Genomic DNA, 19,660 nt, shown 5'->3' on the forward strand with positions numbered 1-19,660 from the left:
AATGCGGCAGATTCGCAATTCAGCGAAGTGTTACAGACGGCCCAAATCATTGACCAGAGCAAGCAACATCACCCCGACCACCAAACTGATACCGATCTGTATCCCCCAACCCTGCACCCGATCCGACAAGGGGCGACCACGCACCCACTCGATCAGATAAAACAACAAATGCCCCCCATCCAGTACTGGAATGGGCAACAAATTCAGAACACCCAAGCTAATACTCAGATAAGCAAGGAAATTCAGGAAATCAGCGACGCCCGACTGGGCAGAAGCGCCCGCCACTTTAGCAATGGTTATCGGTCCACTCAAGTTTTTTACCGATAGCTCGCCGAACAACATTTTCTTCAGCGAATCGAGGGTCAGAATGCTCATGGTCCAGGTGCGTCGAGCCCCCTCCCCGATTGCCGCCACCGGACCGTAACTGATCTCGCGAATCATCTCTGGTGGCCAATCGACAGCTTTAACCCCCGCCCCCAGGTAGCCGTTGGGTGCCTTGCTCTCGCCGCGAGCAGCGAGGGTCACCGGAACGTCTATTTGCGCGCCATCACGCTCGACTCGCAGCACGATTTTGCTGTCCGGACGCAGGCGAACCGTATCCACCACCTGCTGCCAGTCATCGAGGGACTTGCCATCAAGGGCCAGCAGGCGGTCGCCGGTTTTCAGCCCGGCAGCCTGGGCCGGTCCCTTCGGATCGAGTTCAGCCAATACCGGCGGCAGCGCCGGGCGCCATGGGCGAATGCCCAGGGAACGGATCGGATCGGGCTCGTCTGCGCCCTTGAGCCACTCGTCCAGCACCAGTTCACGCGTGGTATCGGTGGTGGAACCCTGATCTCGCACAACCAGCTGCAACGCTCCGGTTTCGCCCAAACGACGCACGAGCTGCAGATTCACCGCACCCCAGCCGGAAGTCGGCTCGCCATCTATTGCAACAATTTCCTGCCCCGCCGTCAGCCCGGCCTTGGCCGCAATACTGGCAGGCTCGACTCCACCGATGACCGGGCGTACCTGGTCGCTGCCCAGCATGGCCAGCACCCAGAAGAAAAACATTGCCAGAAGGAAGTTGGCGATAGGGCCCGCAGAGACGATAGCGATACGCTGGCGCACGGACTTGCGATTGAATGACTGATCGAGCTGATCCACCGGCACTTCGCCTTCGCGCTCGTCCAGCATCTTCACGTAGCCGCCCAATGGGATGGCGGCGACCACAAACTCGGTGCCTTGCTTGTCGTGCCAACGCAGCAACGGCATGCCAAAGCCTACGGAGAAACGCAGCACTTTAACCCCACAGCGACGCGCGACCCAGAAATGGCCGAACTCGTGGAAGGTGACCAGCACGCCCAACGCAATCAGGGTGCCGACAATCATGTAAAGCGCGCTCATCTACTCTCTCCGCAATACTTTCCAGTGCTGCATGGGCTTGCGTATTGCAACACGTGCTACCGCCCGTGGCGACTCAACCATTGCCCGGCCAGTTCGCGAGCCTTGGCATCTGCCGTAAATACGGCATCGAGATCATCCACCGCGACCACCGGTTCAAGATTCAACACTTCCTCGATGATACTCGCGATTTCCAGATAACGAACCCGCCCGTCGAGAAACGCGGCTACCGCCACTTCATTTGCTGCATTGAGCATGGCCGGAGCACTGTTGCCAGCCTCGGCCGCCTGCCGCGCCAGGCGCAGGCATGGGAATCGCTCTTCATCAGGCGCCTGGAAATCCAGGCGCGCGATCGCGAACAGGTCCAGGGGCGCCACGCCCGAGTCGATACGTTCCGGCCAGGCCAGCGCATTGGCGATCGGTGTGCGCATATCGGGGTTACCCAACTGCGCCAGCACCGACCCGTCAATGTAATCAACCAGGGAATGTATGACACTTTGCGAGTGGATCACCACCTCGACTTGGGACGGCTTGGCATCGAACAGCCAGCAGGCTTCGATCAACTCAAGCCCCTTGTTCATCATGCTGGCCGAATCGACCGAAATCTTGCGCCCCATGGACCAGTTCGGATGGGCACAGGCCTGCTCTGGAGTGACGTGCACGAGCTCAGCCATGGGCGTCTGGCGAAACGGACCACCCGAAGCCGTGAGCAGGATACGACGCACCCCGACGGAGCCCAGGCCCCGGGCGAAATCCCGCGGCATGCACTGGAAAATCGCATTGTGCTCACTGTCGATCGGCAACAATACCGAGCCGCTCTTGCGCACCGCCTGCATGAACAAGGCGCCGGACATGACCAGCGCTTCCTTGTTGGCCAACAGGATCTTTTTGCCGGCCTCGACCGCCGCCAGGGTCGGACGCAAGCCCGCAGCGCCGACGATGGCCGCCATGACGGCATCCACTTCGGGATCAGCGGCAACCTGGCACAAGCCCGCCTCACCGACCAGCACCTGGGTCGACAGGCCCGCAGAACGCAACTGATCCTGCAGGCGTCGACCGGCGTCGACTTCAGGCACCACGGCAAAACGTGGCGCATGGCGTACACACAGGGCCAGTAGTTCGCTCAGGCGGGTGAACCCGCTGAGGGCGAACACCTGGAAGCGCTCGGGATGCCGGGCGATGACATCGAGGGTGCTCAGGCCAATCGAGCCCGTAGCCCCCAGCACGGTAATCTGCTGTGGACGACTCACGGTGCCGCCATCCACAACAACACCGCAAAGACCGGAATCGCCGCGGTCAGGCTATCGATGCGATCCAGCACTCCGCCGTGACCAGGCAGCAGGTTGCTGCTGTCCTTGATGCCGGACTGACGCTTGAACATGCTCTCGGTGAGGTCGCCCACGACCGAGATGAACACGATCACTGCCGCACCGATCAAGCCCTTGAGCAACTCTGCCACCGTCCAGTCGCGAACCAGCCCGACGACAAACGTAATGACCAGCGCCAATGCCAGGCCGCCATACACCCCTTCCCAACTCTTGCCGGGACTGACCTGCGGCGCCAGCTTGCGCTTGCCGAAGGCTCGCCCGGAGAAGTAAGCCCCGATGTCCGCGCCCCAGACCAGCACCATCACCGCCATGATCAGCCAGTTACCCAGGGGCTCCTGCTTGATCAGGATCAGGCCTTGCCAGGCTGGAAGCAGCACCAGCAGACCGATCACCAGCTTGCAGGCAGCACTCGACCAATGGCCGCTTGAACGTGGATACGTCAGCACCAGATAGGTCGCAACGCCCCACCACAGTACTGCCGCGCCCAACACCCAAGGCGCAAGCCCGGGCAAGATATGCATGAAAAACAGCATCACCGCTACCGCCAGCGCATAGCCGACGCGCACTGGCTGGGCGGTAAAGCCCGCCAGGCGAGCCCATTCCCATGCGCCCAAGGTCACGACCAGGCCAATGAACAGCGCAAAGCCGGAGCCCTCCAGCAGGAAAAAGCCGCACAGGGCTATCGGCAGCAGGATCAGTGCAGTGATGATTCGTTGTTTAAGCATTAAGCCCGGGCTCCAGCTTCGACCTGCTCGCTCGTTTTACCGAAGCGGCGCTGGCGCGAAGCGTAATCGGCCAGCGCTTTGCGCATGGCGTCGTGTTTGAAGTCCGGCCAGAACAGGTCGGAGAAGTACAACTCGGCGTAAGCCAGTTGCCACAGCAGGAAGTTGCTGATGCGGTGCTCGCCACCGGTGCGGATGCACAGGTCCGGCAACGGCAGGTCGCCCGTCGACAGACAGGTCTGCAGCAGCTCTGGCGTGATGTCCTCCGGGCGCAGGTGCCCGGCCTGGACTTCACGAGCCAGGCGTTGCGCGGCCTGCGCGATGTCCCACTGGCCGCCGTAATTGGCGGCGATCTGCAGGACCAGGCGATTGGCGCCCACCGTCATGGCTTCAGCCTCGCGCATGGCGGCCTGAAGCTCGGGGTGGAAGCGCGAACGATCGCCGATGATGCGCAAACTGATGTTGTTGTCGTTCAGGCGCTTGGCCTCGCGACGCAGCGCCTTGAAGAACAATTCCATCAACGCACTGACCTCATCGGCCGGGCGCTGCCAGTTTTCACTGGAGAACGCGAACAGGGTCAATACCTCGACCCCGGCCTCGGCGCACACTTCAATCACCGCGCGCACCGCATCTACGCCCGCTTTATGACCGGCGACACCGGGCAAAAAGCGTTTTTTCGCCCAGCGGTTGTTACCATCCATGATAATCGCGACATGGCGCGGCACCGCGAAGGGTGCAGTCTGCTTAGTCTTTTCCATGAAAACGTGACCCTTATACGGCCATCAGGTCCGCTTCTTTCTGCTTGGTCGCCGCGTCGATATCCGCCTCTGCCTTGTCGGTGAGCTTCTGGATATCGGCTGCCGCACGACGCTCTTCGTCTTCGCTGATTTCCTTGTCCTTCACCAGCTTCTTCAGGTCGCCCAGTGCATCGCGACGAATGTTGCGCACGGCAACACGAGCGTCTTCAGCAGCACTGCGCGCCTGCTTGGTGAAGCCCTTGCGGGTCTCTTCGGTCAGGGCCGGCATGGAAATCAGCAGCAACTCGCCCAGGTTGGTCGGGTTGAGGTTCAGGCCAGCACTCTGGATGGCCTTGTCGACTGCCGCGAGCATGTTGCGCTCAAACGCCACGACCTGCAGGGTACGGGAGTCTTTTACCGTGATGTTGGCCACTTGGGTGATGGAGGTGTCCGTGCCGTAGTACGGCACCATCACGCTACCCAGAATGCTTGGGTGAGCCTTGCCGGTACGGATCTGACCAAATGCATGGTTCAGGGAGTCCAGGGATTTCTGCATGCGCTCTTGAGCGTCTTTCTTGATTTCGTTGATCATTGTTGGCCTTCCTCGATCAGGGTCCCTTCAGCGCCGCCATGCACGATATTCAGCAGGGCGCCGGGTTTGTTCATGTTAAAGACGCGCAATGGCATCTTGTGGTCGCGGCACAGGCAAATGGCCGTCAGATCCATCACACCCAGCTTGCGATCCAGCACTTCATCGTAAGTCAGATGATCGAACTTCTCGGCATGCGGGTCTTTGAATGGGTCGGCAGTGTAGACGCCATCGACCTTGGTCGCCTTGAGCACGACATCGGCATCGATTTCGATTGCACGCAGGCAGGCTGCGGAATCCGTGGTAAAGAACGGATTACCGGTACCGGCTGCGAAAATCACCACTTCCTTGGAATTCAGGTGGCGCATGGCCTTGCGACGATCGTAATGATCAGTCACGCCTACCATGGAAATGGCCGACATTACGATGGCCGAGATATTGGCACGTTCCAGCGCGTCGCGCATGGCCAAGGCGTTCATCACAGTGGCCAGCATGCCCATGTGGTCGCCAGTCACCCGATCCATGCCGGCTGCGCTCAGCGCTGCACCGCGGAACAGGTTGCCACCGCCGATCACCAGACCGACCTGGACACCGATGCCAACCAGTTGGCCGACTTCCAGTGCCATGCGATCCAGAACTTTCGGGTCGATCCCGAACTCTTCCGAGCCCATCAGGGCCTCGCCGCTAAGCTTGAGTAGAATGCGTTTATAGCGAGCCTGATAACCACTGCCCTGCTGAGCCATTGCGAATCTCTCCTGCGGCGTATTTTAAAAATTCTTTGCGAGCTGTTTACAGCTGGCGTTCACTCTAGCTTGGCGCTGCTTCAGCGCCATCGGAACATGGCTTTGTAAGCCAGTTCCAAAGGGAAACCAAATAAAAATTTGGCAGCCCATCTGAAAAGAGGCTGCGCGCGTAAGCGGGCAGCCTCTTCTGGGCGACAGTTGAGAACTGTCTTATTGCTTGGCGGCAGCCAGCTGGGCAGCAACTTCTTCAGCGAAGTTGTCGACCGGCTTCTCGATGCCTTCGCCTACTTTGAAGTAGGTGAAGGAAACGATTTCAGCACCGGCTTTCTTGGCCAGTTCGCCAACCTTGATTTCAGGGTTCTTGACGAACGCCTGCTCAACCAGGCTCGCTTCAGCCAGGAACTTGCTGATACGGCCTTTGACCATGTTTTCAACAATGTTTTCCGGCTTGCCGGCGATCTTGTCAGCGTTCAGGGTCAGGAACACGCCCTTCTCACGCTCTACCGCTTCAGCGGAAACTTCCGATGGCAGCAGGAATTCAGGGTTGGTCGCTGCTACGTGCATCGCGATGTCTTTGGCCAGCTCAACGTCGCCGCCCTTCAGAACAACTGCAACACCGATTTTGTTGCCGTGCAGGTAGCCACCAACAACATCACCTTCAACGCGAGCCAGGCGACGGATGTTGACGTTTTCGCCAACCTTGCCGACCAGTACCAGGCGATCAGCTTCTTGAGCTTCGATCAGCGGAGCGACGTCAGTCAGTTTGTCAGCGAACGCTTTTTCAACGCTGCTGGCAACGAATGCCTTGAAGTCGTCCTGCAGAGCCAGGAAGTCGGTCTGCGAGTTCACTTCCAGCAGAACGGCGGATTTACCGTCTTCCTTCAGAGCGATAGCGCCTTCAGCAGCTACGTTGCCTGCTTTCTTGGCAGCCTTGATGGCGCCCGAAGCACGCATGTCATCAATGGCTTTTTCGATGTCGCCGCCGGCCTTGGTCAAGGCCTTTTTGCAATCCATCATGCCTTCGCCGGTACGCTCGCGCAGTTCTTTGACCAACGCTGCAGTAATCTCTGCCATTTCAAAATCCTCTTGGATAGGTTTTCAACCATTCCACCCGATCAAACGGGCGTTCAATTCTTCCCGAAGCTTCTTTGATAGCGGCTGCACGTTACAAGGTTGCAACTGCGCTGCACACAAATGGTTTTCGAGGTGGCAAAAAGGGGGCCAAGCCCCCTTTTTGCTTACTGAGTCAACGCCAAGGCGTCAATTACTCAGCTGCAGCTACCGGAGCTTCTTCAACGAACTGCTCGGTGCCACCAGCAACGTGGTTGCGGCCACGGATTACAGCGTCAGCCATCGAACCCATGTACAGCTGGATCGCGCGGATTGCGTCATCGTTGCCTGGGATGATGTAGTCAACGCCTTCCGGGCTGCTGTTGGTATCGACTACGCCGATAACCGGGATGCCCAGCTTGTTGGCTTCGGTGATCGCGATGCGCTCGTGATCAACGTCGATAACGAACAGAGCGTCTGGCAGACCGCCCATGTCCTTGATACCACCCAGGGAACGATCGAGCTTCTCAAGATCGCGAGTGCGCATCAGCGCTTCTTTCTTGGTCAGCTTGGCGAAAGTACCGTCTTCGGCTTGCACTTCAAGGTCACGCAGACGCTTGATGGAAGCACGGATGGTTTTGAAGTTGGTCAGCATGCCGCCCAACCAGCGGTGATCGACGTACGGCGAACCGCAACGTGCTGCTTCTTCAGCAACGATCTTGCCAGCGGAACGCTTGGTGCCGACGAACAGAATCTTGTTTTTGCCCTGGGCCAGGCGCTCTACGAAAGTCAGAGCTTCGTTGAACATTGGCAGGGTTTTTTCAAGGTTGATAATGTGGATCTTGTTACGCGCGCCGAAAATGTACTTGCCCATTTTCGGGTTCCAGTAACGGGTCTGGTGACCGAAGTGCACACCGGCCTTCAGCATATCGCGCATGTTGACTTGGGACATGATAGTTCCTTAATAAGTCGGGTTTGGCCTCCACGTATCCCAATGACCAACCAGCAGCATCAGCTGAAGGCACCCAGGTCATCGTGTCGACACGTGTGTGGATTTAAGCCTTTCGGGGTATCCCCGGAAAGCGGCGCATTTTATACCATAAGGCTCGGAAAAACGGAACCCGGATTCTCAATTGCTGATGCACGTCTTCATCCACGCCCTTGGAATCGCCCGGGAATGCGCCCATCTATAGGAAGAAGCGATGCACAGGGCCTCAGATTTGCCCTGATCGTCTGGTAGAATCGCGTTTTTCAGGGCAGCGAAGAACGTTTGCGCACCGCCCATTTTGACTTAGTGAAGCGCCATCGAGCGCAGAGAGAGCCTGTATGACCGTCAACCTCAAGACTCCAGAGGACATCGCAAAAATGCGTGTCGCCGGCAAACTGGCCGCCGATGTGCTGGAAATGATTGCTGAACATGTCAAACCGGGCGTCACCACTGAAGAGCTGGACCGCATCTGCCATGACTACATCGTCAATGTGCAACAGGCCATTCCTGCTCCGCTCAATTATAAAGGCTACCCGAAGTCGATCTGCACCTCGATCAACCACGTGGTCTGCCATGGTATTCCGAACGAGAAACCATTAAAGAATGGCGACACGCTGAACATCGACGTGACCGTGATCAAGGATGGCTACCACGGCGACACCAGCCGCATGTTCCACGTCGGCACCGTGCCGGTCTGGGCCGAGCGCCTGTCGCAGGTCACCCAGGAATGCATGTACAAGGCCATCGAAATCGTTAAGCCAGGCTGCCGCCTGGGCGATATCGGCGAAGTGATCCAGAAGCACGCGGAAAAGAACGGCTTCTCGGTGGTTCGCGAGTTCTGCGGCCACGGCATTGGCAAAGTGTTCCACGAAGAACCGCAGATCCTGCATTACGGCCGTGCCGGTACCGGTATGGAGCTGCAAGCGGGCATGACGTTCACCATCGAGCCGATGATCAACCAGGGCAAGGCCGACACCAAGGTGCTGGGCGACGGCTGGACCGCCATTACCAAGGACCGCAAGCTCTCCGCCCAGTGGGAACACACCCTGGTCGTGACCGAGACCGGCTACGAGATCTTCACCCTGCGCAGCGATGACACCATCCCTCGCGTTTCGGCCTGATTCAACCAGCGCAGCTCCCAGCCTATAGAAAGGAAAGCCAATCGATGCCGCAGGTGGATCCAGAACTCTTCGACCGCGGCCAGTTCCAGGCTGAACTGGCCCTGAAGGCAAGCCCTATCGCCGCCTTCAAGAAGGCGATCCGCCAGGCCCGCGAGGTGCTCGACGGGCGCTTTCGCAGCGGCCGCGACATTCGCCGCCTGATCGAGGATCGCGCCTGGTTCGTCGACAACATCCTGCAAAAGGCCTGGGAGCAGTTCGACTGGAGCGAAGACGCCGACATCGCGCTGGTCGCGGTCGGTGGCTACGGTCGCGGCGAGTTGCACCCCTATTCCGACATCGATCTGCTGATCCTGCTCGACAGTGCCGATCACGAAGTTTTCCGCGATTCCATCGAGCGTTTTCTCACGTTGCTGTGGGACATCGGCCTGGAAGTTGGCCAAAGCGTGCGCTCGGTGGACGAATGCGCCATCGAGGCCCGCGCCGACCTGACGGTCGTTACCAACCTGATGGAGAGCCGCACCATCTGTGGCCCCGAGCGCTTGCGCCAGCGCATGCTCGACGTCACCAGCACTGCGCACATGTGGCCCAGCAAGGAGTTCTTCCTGGCCAAGCGCGCGGAGCAAAAGGCCCGGCACCACAAATACAACGATACCGAATACAATCTGGAACCCAACGTCAAAGGCTCGCCCGGTGGCCTGCGGGATATCCAGACGATTCTGTGGGTAGCGCGGCGCGAGTACGGCACCCTGAACCTGCGCGCCCTGGCTGGCGAAGGTTTCCTGGTTGAAAGCGAAAACGCCCTGCTGGCCTCCTCGCAGGAATTTTTGTGGAAGGTTCGTTACGCCCTGCACATGCTCGCCGGCCGTTCCGAAGACCGCCTGTTGTTCGATCACCAGCGCTCGATTGCCGGGCTGCTGGGGTTCGAAGGCGATGACGCCAAGCAGGCCATCGAAAACTTCATGCAGCAGTACTACCGGGTGGTCATGAGCATTGCCCAGCTCAGCGACCTGATCATCCAGCATTTCGAAGAAGTCATCCTCGCCCCGGAAGATGAAGCGCCGCCGCAGCCGATCAACTCGCGATTCCAGCTCCACGACGGCTACATCGAGGCGCGCAACGACAATGTGTTCCGGCGGACGCCGTTCGCCATGCTCGAGATCTTCGTGCTGATGGCCCAGCAGCCGGAAATCAAGGGCGTGCGTGCCGATACCATTCGCCTGCTGCGCGAGCATCGGCACCTGATCGACGATGACTTTCGCCACGACATTCGCAACACCAGCCTGTTCATCGAGCTGTTCAAGTGCAAGATCGGCATCCACCGCAACCTGCGCCGGATGAACCGCTACGGTATTCTTGGGCGTTATCTGCCGGAGTTCGGCTTCATCGTCGGGCAGATGCAGCACGACCTGTTTCACATCTATACGGTCGATGCTCACACCCTGAACCTGATCAAACATCTACGTAAGTTGCAGTACACCCAGGTGTCGGAAAAATTCCCACTGGCCAGCAAGCTCATGGCCAAGCTGCCGAAGCCCGAATTGATCTACCTGGCCGGCCTGTACCACGATATCGGCAAGGGCAGGCATGGCGACCACTCGGAAATCGGCGCAGTCGATGCCGAGGCGTTCTGCCAGCGCCACCAACTGCCGGTATGGGATAGTCGGCTGATCGTCTGGCTGGTACAGAATCACCTGGTGATGTCGACTACGGCCCAGCGCAAAGACCTGTCGGACCCGCAAGTGATCCACGACTTCGCGCAGATCATCGGTGACGAGACCCATCTCGACTATTTGTACGTGCTGACAGTGGCGGACATCAACGCCACCAACCCGACGCTTTGGAACTCGTGGCGCGCCAGCCTGCTGCGCCAGCTCTACACCGAGACCAAGCGTGCCTTGCGTCGCGGCCTGGAAAATCCGGTAGACCGCGAAGAACAGATTCGCCAGACCCAAAGCGCCGCCCTCGACATTCTGGTACGTGGCGGCACCGACCCCGACGACGTCGAGCAGCTGTGGGCCCAACTGGGTGATGACTACTTCCTGCGCCATACCGCTGGCGACGTGGCCTGGCACAGTGACGCGATACTCCAGCAGCCGGCAGACGGCGGCCCCCTGGTGCTGATCAAGGAAACCACCCAGCGCGAGTTCGAGGGCGGCACCCAGATCTTTATCTATGCACCCGACCAACATGATTTTTTTGCCGTGACCGTAGCGGCGATGGACCAGCTCAACCTGAACATTCATGACGCGCGGGTCATTACCTCGAGCAGCCAGTTCACCCTCGACACCTACATCGTGCTCGATACCGACGGCGACTCGATCGGCGACAACCCCACCCGGGTCAAGCAGATCCGCGAGGGCCTGACCGACGCCCTGCGCAACCCGGACGACTACCCGACCATCATTCAGCGTCGAGTGCCGCGCCAGCTCAAACACTTCGCGTTTGCGCCCCAAGTGACCATTCACAACGACGCCCAGCGCCCGGTGACCGTGCTGGAACTCAGTGCCCCGGACCGCCCTGGCCTGCTGGCGCGCATTGGCACGATCTTCCTGGAATTCGACCTGTCGTTGCAGAACGCCAAGATTGCGACCCTCGGCGAGCGCGTGGAAGACGTGTTCTTCATCACCGATGCGAACAATCAGCCGCTGTCCGACCCGCTGCTGTGCAGCCGTTTGCAGGATGCCATCGTCGAGCAGTTGACCGTCAGCCAGGAACCCGGAATCGCGCTGTCGCGCATCAGCATCTGAATCAACAAATTTCCCCCTGTGGGAAAGCCCGGCTCCCACAAAAACCGGCTCCCACATTAGAAGAGGCCCCCGATGAACAACGCTCTGAACCAGTTGCAGCCCTACCCCTTCGAAAAGCTCCGCGCCCTGCTCGGCAGCGTCACGCCAAACCCGGACAAGCGCGCTATCGCCCTGTCCATTGGCGAGCCCAAGCACCGTTCGCCCAGCTTCGTGGCCGAAGCCCTGGCCAGCAATCTGGATCAGATGGCTGTGTACCCGACCACCCTCGGCATACCGGCCCTGCGCGAAGCCATCGCCGCCTGGTGTGAACGTCGCTTCAACGTTCCGAACGGCTGGCTCGACCCGGCGCGCAACGTGCTGCCGGTCAACGGCACTCGGGAAGCGCTGTTCGCCTTCACCCAGACCGTAGTTAATCGCGGCGATGACGCGCTGGTCGTCAGCCCGAATCCGTTCTACCAGATCTACGAAGGTGCGGCGTTCCTCGCTGGCGCCAAACCCCACTACCTGCCGTGCCTGGATGAAAACGGCTTCAACCCGGACTTCGATGCCGTTTCCCCGGACATCTGGAAACGCTGCCAGATCCTGTTCCTGTGCTCCCCAGGCAACCCGACTGGCGCACTGATTCCGGTTGAAACCCTGAAGAAGCTGATCGCTCTGGCCGACGAATACGATTTCGTGATCGCTGCCGACGAGTGCTACAGCGAGCTGTACTTCGACGAACAGACCCCGCCAGCCGGCCTGCTCAGCGCCTGCGTGGAACTGGGTCGCCAGGACTTCAAGCGCTGCGTGGTGTTCCACAGCCTGTCCAAGCGCTCCAATCTGCCCGGCCTGCGTTCGGGTTTTGTGGCCGGTGATGCCGATATTCTCAAAGGCTTTCTGCTCTACCGCACGTATCACGGCTGCGCGATGCCGGTGCAAACCCAGCTGGCGAGCGTTGCAGCATGGAATGACGAAGCCCACGTACGCGCCAACCGTGACCTGTACCGCGAGAAATACGACGCGGTGCTGGCGATCCTCAGCCCGGTACTGGACGTGCAGCGTCCGGACGGCGGTTTTTACCTGTGGCCAAACGTCGAAGGCGATGACGAGGCGTTCTGCCGCGACCTGTTCGTTGAGGAACATGTGACGGTGGTGCCGGGCTCGTACCTGTCACGCGAAGTCGATGGGTTCAATCCCGGGGCTGGCCGTGTGCGCCTGGCGCTGGTCGCGCCGCTGGCAGAGTGCGTCGAGGCCGCTGAACGCATTCGCGCTTTTATTATTGCCAAACGCTGAACATATAAGTCCCGCCCTGCACAATACAGCGGCGGGACTACAATTCATCCTGAAGTCATAACAACGTTCACACCGAAACTTTACGGCTGAGATTGCCCGCTAAACAAACTGCAAAACTAACAAGCTCGACACAACCCCCTCAACTATCTAATTTCAGGCCTCCTTAACAAACCAGAGGCCACAACCACATGCATCAATATAAATATTGTAAAGCCATTACATCTTCCGACCCGACCGCCGCTTATCATGCCGCTATCAATGAGCGGCCTAGTAATGGCGCGAGTCCCGGCAACCGCAACAAACGCAGCGTCGGCGAGCACACCAAATATTGGCAACCCGGAAAAACCCTGAAAATTGTTATTGTTGAATATAACGAGCATTCTTTTGCGACCATCAAGAACAGCGCGAGTAAATGGCTGCCGTACATCAATCTGCAGTTCGAATTCATTGAACTGGACGAGCAAACCATGTTGGCTGCGACGGAGTTCCTGGGGGACATTCGTGTTGATTTTCAGCCAGGATTAGGCAGTAGCGGTAGTTCATTAATCGGTACCGACTCGCGTACGGGCAGCCCCGACCTTCCTTCCATGGTGCTGGGCACCGACTTCTCCTCGCCCTATTACGAATCCTTGGTTGTTCATGAGTTTGGGCATGCTCTCGGACTGGGACATGAACATCAACATCCGGACGCCGGAATACCATGGAACCGAGCAAAAACATATTTGCACATGGCTAACACCACGAGGTTTTCCAAGGCTGAAGTTGATGCCAATGTATTCCCACTAGAACGGAGCGCTTCTCGGGTCTATACGCCCTATGACCGGCATTCAATCATGCATTATCAAGTTCTCGACGAACTTACCCTGGGTGACTGGCATCAGCCTGTGAATTTGCATATCAGCCAAGGTGACATTGCGGCCGTGCGCGCGATTTACCCGTAACCGCGTCACCTGCGATGCTACCTCCTTACTTCACCGCCCCAAGATTAGCTTCGCTCAAATCCAGCTCCGCCAATACCTCACGCAGTACGTCATCGCCAATCTGGTGATGACGGCTAAGGCTATACAATTCCAGCCGCTGCGCCCGCAATGCCTTCAAGCGCATCCGCCGCTCCAGCAAATCCATCTGGAATGCCAGCGCCTGGGCTTCCGCCGAGTCGTTGAACACCTCCAGCTGATGCCGATATTCGGACATGATCCGCGCCTTGAGCTCTGCGGCAAGCGCCGCCTGCGCCGCGTCCTGCGGATTGACTTCTTCCGTTTCGAGAGCATGAATCGCCGCCTCGGCGGTCTTGCGCCAGGCCTCACGCACTTCATTGCGGCGCTTGTCGTCGGGACTCTTCTCGATTCCGCGCAACAACAACGGCAGTGCAATACAGGCCGCAATCAGCGACAGCAGGATTACCCCTGCCGCGATGAAAATCAGCAAATCACGCTCGGGAAATGCCGCGCCTCCCATCAATATCGGCACTGACAACACCCCCGCCAGCGTCACTGCCCCACGCACGCCGCCAACGGTCAGCAACCAGCAGGAACGCGCGGTCGGGACCTGCGTCATTTCACCCTTGCCACGCCAGCGCCGCAGCAGGCCCGACAACCGCCAGATGCTCTGCACCCAGACAAACCGCAGCACCAACAGCACGAGGAAGATCGCCACCACATCCAGGCAGCGGTAGAGCAAGGTCGGCCACAGCGAGGTTTCATGACTGGCAACCGCCTTGATGATGTCCGGTAGCTGCAAGCCCAGCAGCAGGAAGATCAAGCCGTTGAACGCAAACTCCAGCAGCGACCAGACGCTGCGATTGAGCAGCCGGGTACTGGTCTGGCGTGGCAGCAGGTCGAGCCAGCTCTGCATCATCCCGGCCGCCACCGCTGACAGGATGCCCGACGCCCCCAGGCGCTCGGCCAGCACGTAAGCAGCAAATGGCAGCAAGAGCATGAACACCACGTGGGTCGCCGGGTCATCCCAGCCCCGCGCGATCATCCAGGAGCGCAAACGCCCGACCAGCCAGCTCAGCGCAACGCCCACCGCCAACCCGCCGATGGCCACCAGGACAAAAGTCAGGCTGGCATTGGCCAGGGAGAACACACCGGTCACGGCGGCGGCCAGCGCAAATTTGAAGGTGACCAGGCCCGAGGCGTCATTCATCAGCGCCTCGCCCTGCAACATGTGCATCAATGGCGTCGGCAGCCTGTTCTGTGAAATCGCGGAAACCGCCACAGCATCCGTCGGCGACAAGACTGCCGCCAACGCGAACGCCACCGGCAAGGGAATGCTCGGCAATAGCCAATGAATGAAATAACCGGCGCCCACTACGGTGAACAACACCAGGCCCACCGCCAATGTCAGGATCGGCCCGCGCAGTCGCCACAGCTCGCGCTTGGGCATCCGCCAGCCATCGGAGAACAGCAAAGGCGGCAAAAACAAAAATAGAAACAATTCAGGGTCGAGTGCCACATGCAACCCCAGCGTCGGCCAGGCCAGCAACGCCCCGGCGCAAATCTGCACCAGCGGCAGGGGCAGCGGGATCACCCGCCCGACCAGGCGAGACACGCTGACCAACATCAGCAGGATCAGAACGGTGTAGGCGGTTTGCATAAAGCGTTTCCCAGGCAATCAACAGCATTGAAGTGCCATATTAGCGGTTTAGACTGCGGACCGACCGTTACACCAATGTCGCATCGCGGTCATCAGACTCCCACAGGGTTTTGGGTTTTAACCCAAGGGTCATGGCATAATCCTTCACCTTTTTTTTCCAGCACCTGTGAAGGGGGCAATTCCTTGACCGTTTCAAGTAAAACGTTGCACCTTTTCGGCATCAAGGCCTGCGACACCATGAAAAAGGCGCGCACCTGGCTTGATGAACACGCTGTCAGCTATGACTTCCACGATTACAAGACGGCCGGAATCGACCGTGAGCACCTGACCCAGTGGTGTGACGAGCACGGCTGGCAAGTGGTGTTGAACCGCGCAGGCACAACCTTTCGCAAACTCGAAGACGAACGCAAAGCCGATCTCGACCAATCGAAAGCCATCGAACTGATGCTCGCGCAACCCTCGATGATCAAGCGCCCGGTGCTCGATCTCGGTAACCGAACCCTGATTGGCTTCAAGCCAGATATCTACGCGGCCGCTATCAAATAAGCAGCCCGTCATTCTTTGTAGAGGTATTTACATGTCCAATTCCCTGTTCAGCATTGCCTTTGGTGTCGGCACCCAGAACCGTCAAGGCGCATGGCTGGAAGTGTTTTACCCTCAGCCACTGTTGAATCCATCGGCCGAACTGGTCGCTGCCGTTGCGCCAATTCTCGGTTACAGCGAAGGCAACCAGGCCATCACCTTCACCACTGCACAAGCCGCGCAACTGGCTGAAGCCGTGAAAGGCATCGACGCGGTACAAGGCAAGCTGCTGACCCGCCTGGCTGAAAGCCACAAGCCGCTGGTCGCCACCCTGCTCGCCGAAGACGCGCAGCTGAGCTCCACCCCCGAGGCGTACCTCAAGCTGCACCTGCTGTCCCATCGCCTGGTCAAGCCACACGGTGTAAGCCTGGCCGGAATCTTCCCGCTGCTGCCAAACGTGGCCTGGACCAGCCAGGGTGCAATCGACCTGAGCGAACTGGCCGAGATGCAACTCGAAGCCCGTCTGCGCGGTGAGCTGCTGGAAGTGTTCTCGGTGGACAAGTTCCCGAAAATGACCGACTACGTGGTACCGGCCGGCGTGCGTATCGCTGATGCCGCGCGTCTGCGCCTGGGTGCCTACGTAGGCGAAGGCACCACCGTGATGCACGAAGGTTTCATCAACTTCAACGCCGGCACCGAAGGCCCGGGCATGATCGAAGGTCGTGTCTCGGCAGGCGTATTCGTTGGCAAGGGTTCGGACCTGGGCGGCGGTTGCTCCACCATGGGCACCCTGTCGGGCGGCGGCAACATCGTGATCAAGGTGGGCGAAGGCTGCCTGATCGGCGCCAATGCCGGTATCGGTTTCCCACTGGGCGATCGCAATACCGTTGAATCCGGCCTGTATGTCACCGCTGGCACCAAGGTTGCGCTGCTGGACGAGAAAAATCAGCTGGTGAAAGTGGTCAAGGCCCGTGAACTGGCCGGTCAATCCGACCTGCTGTTCCGCCGCAATTCGGAAACCGGTGCAGTGGAGTGCAAGACGCACAAATCGGCCATCGAACTGAACGAAGCGCTGCACGCTCACAACTAGTAGCAGCCAAGCTTGCTCGCGATGGGGCCCTTAAGGCCACCGAAAACATCGCGAGCATGCTTCGCAATACCTGTGGGAGCAAAGCTTGCTCGCGATGAGGCCCTCCAAGCCACCGAAACCGTCACCAGCCAGCCATGCTCCACCAGAGCCTGGCGTTTCCCCGCCCATGTTTTGCAGGGCCAATGTGCATGATGATCCCCTCCCCGTGGCGTGCCGATTTCCCGGCCATCGCCGCACTGCAACGGCAAGACCAGACTTACCTGGACAACGCCGCCACCACACAGAAACCCCAGGCCCTGCTGGATGCGCTGGCGCATTACTACGCCAACGGCGCAGCCAACGTGCATCGGGCGCAACACCTGCCGGGCGCCCACGCGACCCAGGCCTTCGAGGACAGTCGCAGCAAGGTCGGGCAATGGTTGAATGTCGGCGAGAGCGGGCAGATCATCTTCACCCACGGCGCGACCTCCGCGCTTAACCTACTGGCCTATGGCCTCGAACACTCATTCAATCCGGGCGACGAGATCGTCATCAGCGCCCTGGAGCATCACGCCAACCTGCTGCCATGGCAGCAACTTGCCCAGCGGCGCGAGCTGCAGCTGGTGATCCTGCCGCTGGACGCCGACGGCCTGATCGACCTCGACACCGCTGCCCGACTGATCGGCCCGCGCACCCGCCTCCTCGCCGTCAGCCAGTTGTCCAACGTGCTGGGCGCGTGGCAACCGCTACCTGCCCTGCTCGCCATGGCCCGCAGCCACGGAGCCTTGACCGTGGTCGATGGCGCGCAGGGAGTGGTTCACGGTCGCCACGATGTACAGGCCCTGGGTTGCGACTTCTATGTGTTTTCCAGCCACAAGCTGTACGGCCCAGATGGCCTCGGCGTGCTGTTTGGGCGATCTGAAGCACTGGCACAACTGCGGCACTGGCAGTACGGCGGCGAGATGGTGCTCGATGCCAATTACCACGACGCTCGATTCCGTCCCGCGCCCCTGGGTTTCGAGGCCGGCACCCCGCCGATCGCCAGCGTCATCGGCCTTGGCGCCACCCTGGATTATCTGTCCGGGCTGGACCAGGACGCCGTATCGGCCCATGAAGCGGCACTGCACGACTATTTGCTCAAGGGCCTGCAAGCGCGCAACGGCATTCGCCTGCTGGGCAAGCCGCAACTGGCGTTGGCCAGCTTTGTGGTCGAGGGTGTGCATAACTCGGATCTGGCCCACCTGCTGACCGAACAGGGGATTGCCGTGCGTGCCGGGCATCACTGCGCCATGCCGCTGCTGAAAAGCCTTGAACTGGCCGGGGCGATTCGGGTGTCGTTGGCGTTGTACAACGACTCCGACGATCTGGAACGGTTCTTCGAAGCGCTGGACCAGGCCCTGGAGTTGCTGCGATGACCCTGCCAGCGGATGCCGTCACGGCGCTGGAGACTTTCCACCAGGCGGCGGGCTGGGAACAACGCGCACGTCTGCTGATGCAATGGGGCGACCGCCTGCCCGCACTGAACGACGAGGACAAGGTCGATGCCAATCGCGTGCATGGCTGTGAAAGTCAGGTGTGGCTGGTGGGGGCGCTGCAGGACGGTCATTGGCAGTTTACCGCGAGCAGCGACGCGCGATTGATCCGCGGACTGGTGGCGTTGCTGCTGGCGCGGGTCAACGGACTTTCGGCCAGTGAATTGAAGCAGGTCGATTTACCCGACTGGTTCAATCAGCTGGGCCTGAGCCGGCAGCTCTCCCCTTCGCGCAGTAATGGCCTCAATGCAGTTCTCCAGCGAATGCAGGAACTTGCTCTGTAGGAGCCTGCTTGCTGGCGATGCAGGCGGCGCGTATCCCCCGTAGGGTCTATGCCTCGGGCTTTATGCGATCCGCCGGCCGCCGCACTCCCGCCACAATCTTGTCCACCGCCTTGGTCGCCGCGACCATGCCAAAAGTCGCCGTCACCATCATCACCGCACCAAATCCACCCGCGCAGTCCAGCTTCACCCCGTCGCCCACAAAACTCTTCTGCAGGCAGATGCTGCCATCCGGTTTCGGGTAGCGCAGTTGCTCGGTGGAAAACACACACGGCACGCTGTAATGCCGGGTCACGGTGCGCGAGAAGTTGTAATCGCGGCGCAGCGTGGAACGCACTTTCGAAGCCAGCGGGTCATTGAAGGTACGGTTCAGGTCGCAGACCTGGATCAGCGTCGGATCGATCTGCCCGCCGGCGCCACCGGTGGTGATGATCTGGATCTTGCGGCGCTTGCACCAGGCAATCAGCGCTGCCTTGGCATTCACACTGTCGATACAGTCGATGACGCAGTCGATGTTCGGCGTAATGTATTCGGCCATGGTCTCGCGGGTGACGAAATCCGCCACCGCGTGCACGGTGCAATCCGGGTTGATCCCGCGCAAACGCTCGGCCATTACCTCGACCTTCGGTTTGCCCACTGTGCTATCCAGCGCGTGCAGCTGACGGTTGGCGTTGCTGACGCAAACGTCATCCAGGTCGAACAGCGAGATCTCGCCCACGCCGCACCGCGCGATGGCTTCCGCCGCCCAGGAACCGACGCCGCCGACGCCGACGATTGCCACATGCGCCGCGCGCAGGCGCTGAAGCCCTTCAATGCCATATAGGCGGGCGATGCCGGCGAACCGCGGATCTTCTGTACTCATGACCATCACCCCAAAAACCGGGGCGCATTATAGGGCCAAGTGCAATATTCAGCGACTAGTGTAAGAACTTATGTGAAACCTGGGTGCCCAATGTCAGGCATTTCCCTGTTAGCTGTACG

18 protein-coding genes are annotated in these 19,660 nt (G+C 59.7%); 8 read left to right on the forward strand and 10 right to left on the reverse strand.

What is annotated here, in order from left to right; all coding sequences use genetic code 11:
* Positions 1 to 30: 30 nt before the first annotated feature.
* The 8 genes from rseP to rpsB form a co-directional block, all read right to left on the reverse strand.
* Positions 31 to 1,383 carry a sigma E protease regulator RseP gene (rseP, locus tag ORL50_RS03755; protein ID WP_266009904.1) on the reverse strand — a complete coding sequence of 451 codons (1,353 nt, stop codon included), beginning with the start codon at positions 1,381 to 1,383 and terminating at the stop codon, positions 31 to 33.
* A 56-nt stretch (positions 1,384 to 1,439) separates the two neighbouring features.
* Entirely contained in the window at positions 1,440 to 2,630 is a 1,191-nt protein-coding gene (gene ispC, locus ORL50_RS03760; protein ID WP_266009906.1) for a 1-deoxy-D-xylulose-5-phosphate reductoisomerase, read from the reverse strand.
* The gene (locus ORL50_RS03765; RefSeq protein ID WP_266009908.1) at positions 2,627 to 3,433 is read right to left on the reverse strand and encodes a phosphatidate cytidylyltransferase; all 807 of its coding nucleotides are present in this window, start codon (positions 3,431 to 3,433) and stop codon (positions 2,627 to 2,629) included. Before ORL50_RS03765 ends, ispC begins: the two co-directional genes overlap by 4 nt.
* Complete coding sequence (gene uppS / locus ORL50_RS03770; protein ID WP_266009910.1) at positions 3,433 to 4,188, reverse strand: polyprenyl diphosphate synthase; 756 nt, start codon at positions 4,186 to 4,188, stop codon at positions 3,433 to 3,435. The genes ORL50_RS03765 and uppS overlap by 1 nt, the downstream gene beginning before the upstream one ends.
* A 13-nt stretch (positions 4,189 to 4,201) precedes the next feature.
* The gene (gene frr, locus ORL50_RS03775) at positions 4,202 to 4,759 is read right to left on the reverse strand and encodes a ribosome recycling factor (protein WP_007949335.1); all 558 of its coding nucleotides are present in this window, start codon (positions 4,757 to 4,759) and stop codon (positions 4,202 to 4,204) included.
* Entirely contained in the window at positions 4,756 to 5,499 is a 744-nt protein-coding gene (pyrH, locus tag ORL50_RS03780; protein WP_003189161.1) for a UMP kinase, read from the reverse strand. The genes frr and pyrH overlap by 4 nt, the downstream gene beginning before the upstream one ends.
* Positions 5,500 to 5,709: 210 nt before the next feature.
* Positions 5,710 to 6,573, reverse strand: coding sequence for a translation elongation factor Ts (gene tsf, locus ORL50_RS03785; protein ID WP_028622556.1), 864 nt, complete (start codon positions 6,571 to 6,573; stop codon positions 5,710 to 5,712).
* Positions 6,574 to 6,763: 190 nt separating this feature from the next.
* Entirely contained in the window at positions 6,764 to 7,501 is a 738-nt protein-coding gene (gene rpsB / locus ORL50_RS03790; RefSeq protein ID WP_003219330.1) for a 30S ribosomal protein S2, read from the reverse strand.
* Between the two features lie 374 nt (positions 7,502 to 7,875).
* Here rpsB and map point away from each other — a divergent pair, with 374 nt between their 5' ends.
* The 4 genes from map to ORL50_RS03810 all read left to right on the forward strand — a co-directional run bounded on the left by map (position 7,876) and on the right by ORL50_RS03810 (position 13,618).
* Entirely contained in the window at positions 7,876 to 8,658 is a 783-nt protein-coding gene (gene map, locus ORL50_RS03795) for a type I methionyl aminopeptidase (RefSeq protein WP_266009937.1), read from the forward strand.
* A gap of 44 nt (positions 8,659 to 8,702) precedes the next feature.
* On the forward strand, positions 8,703 to 11,405 hold the full coding sequence (locus tag ORL50_RS03800; protein WP_266009939.1) for a [protein-PII] uridylyltransferase: 2,703 nt from the start codon (positions 8,703 to 8,705) through the stop codon (positions 11,403 to 11,405).
* Between the two features lie 72 nt (positions 11,406 to 11,477).
* Positions 11,478 to 12,677: a succinyldiaminopimelate transaminase gene (gene dapC / locus ORL50_RS03805; RefSeq protein ID WP_266009941.1), complete on the forward strand. Its 1,200-nt coding sequence runs from the start codon at positions 11,478 to 11,480 to the stop codon at positions 12,675 to 12,677.
* Between the two features lie 188 nt (positions 12,678 to 12,865).
* Positions 12,866 to 13,618, forward strand: coding sequence for a M12 family metallopeptidase (locus tag ORL50_RS03810; protein WP_266009944.1), 753 nt, complete (start codon positions 12,866 to 12,868; stop codon positions 13,616 to 13,618).
* Positions 13,619 to 13,643: 25 nt separating this feature from the next.
* Here ORL50_RS03810 and ORL50_RS03815 read toward each other — a convergent pair whose 3' ends face one another.
* A complete protein-coding gene (locus tag ORL50_RS03815) occupies positions 13,644 to 15,275 on the reverse strand; it encodes a Na+/H+ antiporter (RefSeq protein ID WP_266009946.1) in 1,632 nt (543 codons plus the stop codon).
* A gap of 183 nt (positions 15,276 to 15,458) precedes the next feature.
* Here ORL50_RS03815 and ORL50_RS03820 point away from each other — a divergent pair, with 183 nt between their 5' ends.
* From ORL50_RS03820 to ORL50_RS03835, 4 genes are all read left to right on the forward strand, one after another.
* Positions 15,459 to 15,821, forward strand: a complete 363-nt coding sequence (locus tag ORL50_RS03820; RefSeq protein ID WP_266009948.1) for an ArsC family reductase — start codon at positions 15,459 to 15,461, stop codon at positions 15,819 to 15,821.
* 31 nt (positions 15,822 to 15,852) lie between these two features.
* Positions 15,853 to 16,887 carry a 2,3,4,5-tetrahydropyridine-2,6-dicarboxylate N-succinyltransferase gene (gene dapD / locus ORL50_RS03825; protein ID WP_266009951.1) on the forward strand — a complete coding sequence of 345 codons (1,035 nt, stop codon included), beginning with the start codon at positions 15,853 to 15,855 and terminating at the stop codon, positions 16,885 to 16,887.
* 188 nt (positions 16,888 to 17,075) lie between these two features.
* Positions 17,076 to 18,281, forward strand: coding sequence for an aminotransferase class V-fold PLP-dependent enzyme (locus tag ORL50_RS03830; protein WP_266009952.1), 1,206 nt, complete (start codon positions 17,076 to 17,078; stop codon positions 18,279 to 18,281).
* Entirely contained in the window at positions 18,278 to 18,682 is a 405-nt protein-coding gene (locus ORL50_RS03835; protein ID WP_266009954.1) for a SufE family protein, read from the forward strand. The genes ORL50_RS03830 and ORL50_RS03835 overlap by 4 nt, the downstream gene beginning before the upstream one ends.
* Positions 18,683 to 18,728: 46 nt before the next feature.
* Here the strand turns inward: ORL50_RS03835 and tcdA are convergent, their stop codons facing one another.
* Positions 18,729 to 19,541 carry a tRNA cyclic N6-threonylcarbamoyladenosine(37) synthase TcdA gene (gene tcdA, locus ORL50_RS03840; RefSeq protein ID WP_266009956.1) on the reverse strand — a complete coding sequence of 271 codons (813 nt, stop codon included), beginning with the start codon at positions 19,539 to 19,541 and terminating at the stop codon, positions 18,729 to 18,731.
* Positions 19,542 to 19,660 lie beyond the last annotated feature (119 nt).

Origin of the sequence: Pseudomonas sp. RIT-562 (genome assembly GCF_026241895.1) — a bacterium.
Classification (GTDB): domain Bacteria; phylum Pseudomonadota; class Gammaproteobacteria; order Pseudomonadales; family Pseudomonadaceae; genus Aquipseudomonas; species Aquipseudomonas mandelii_F.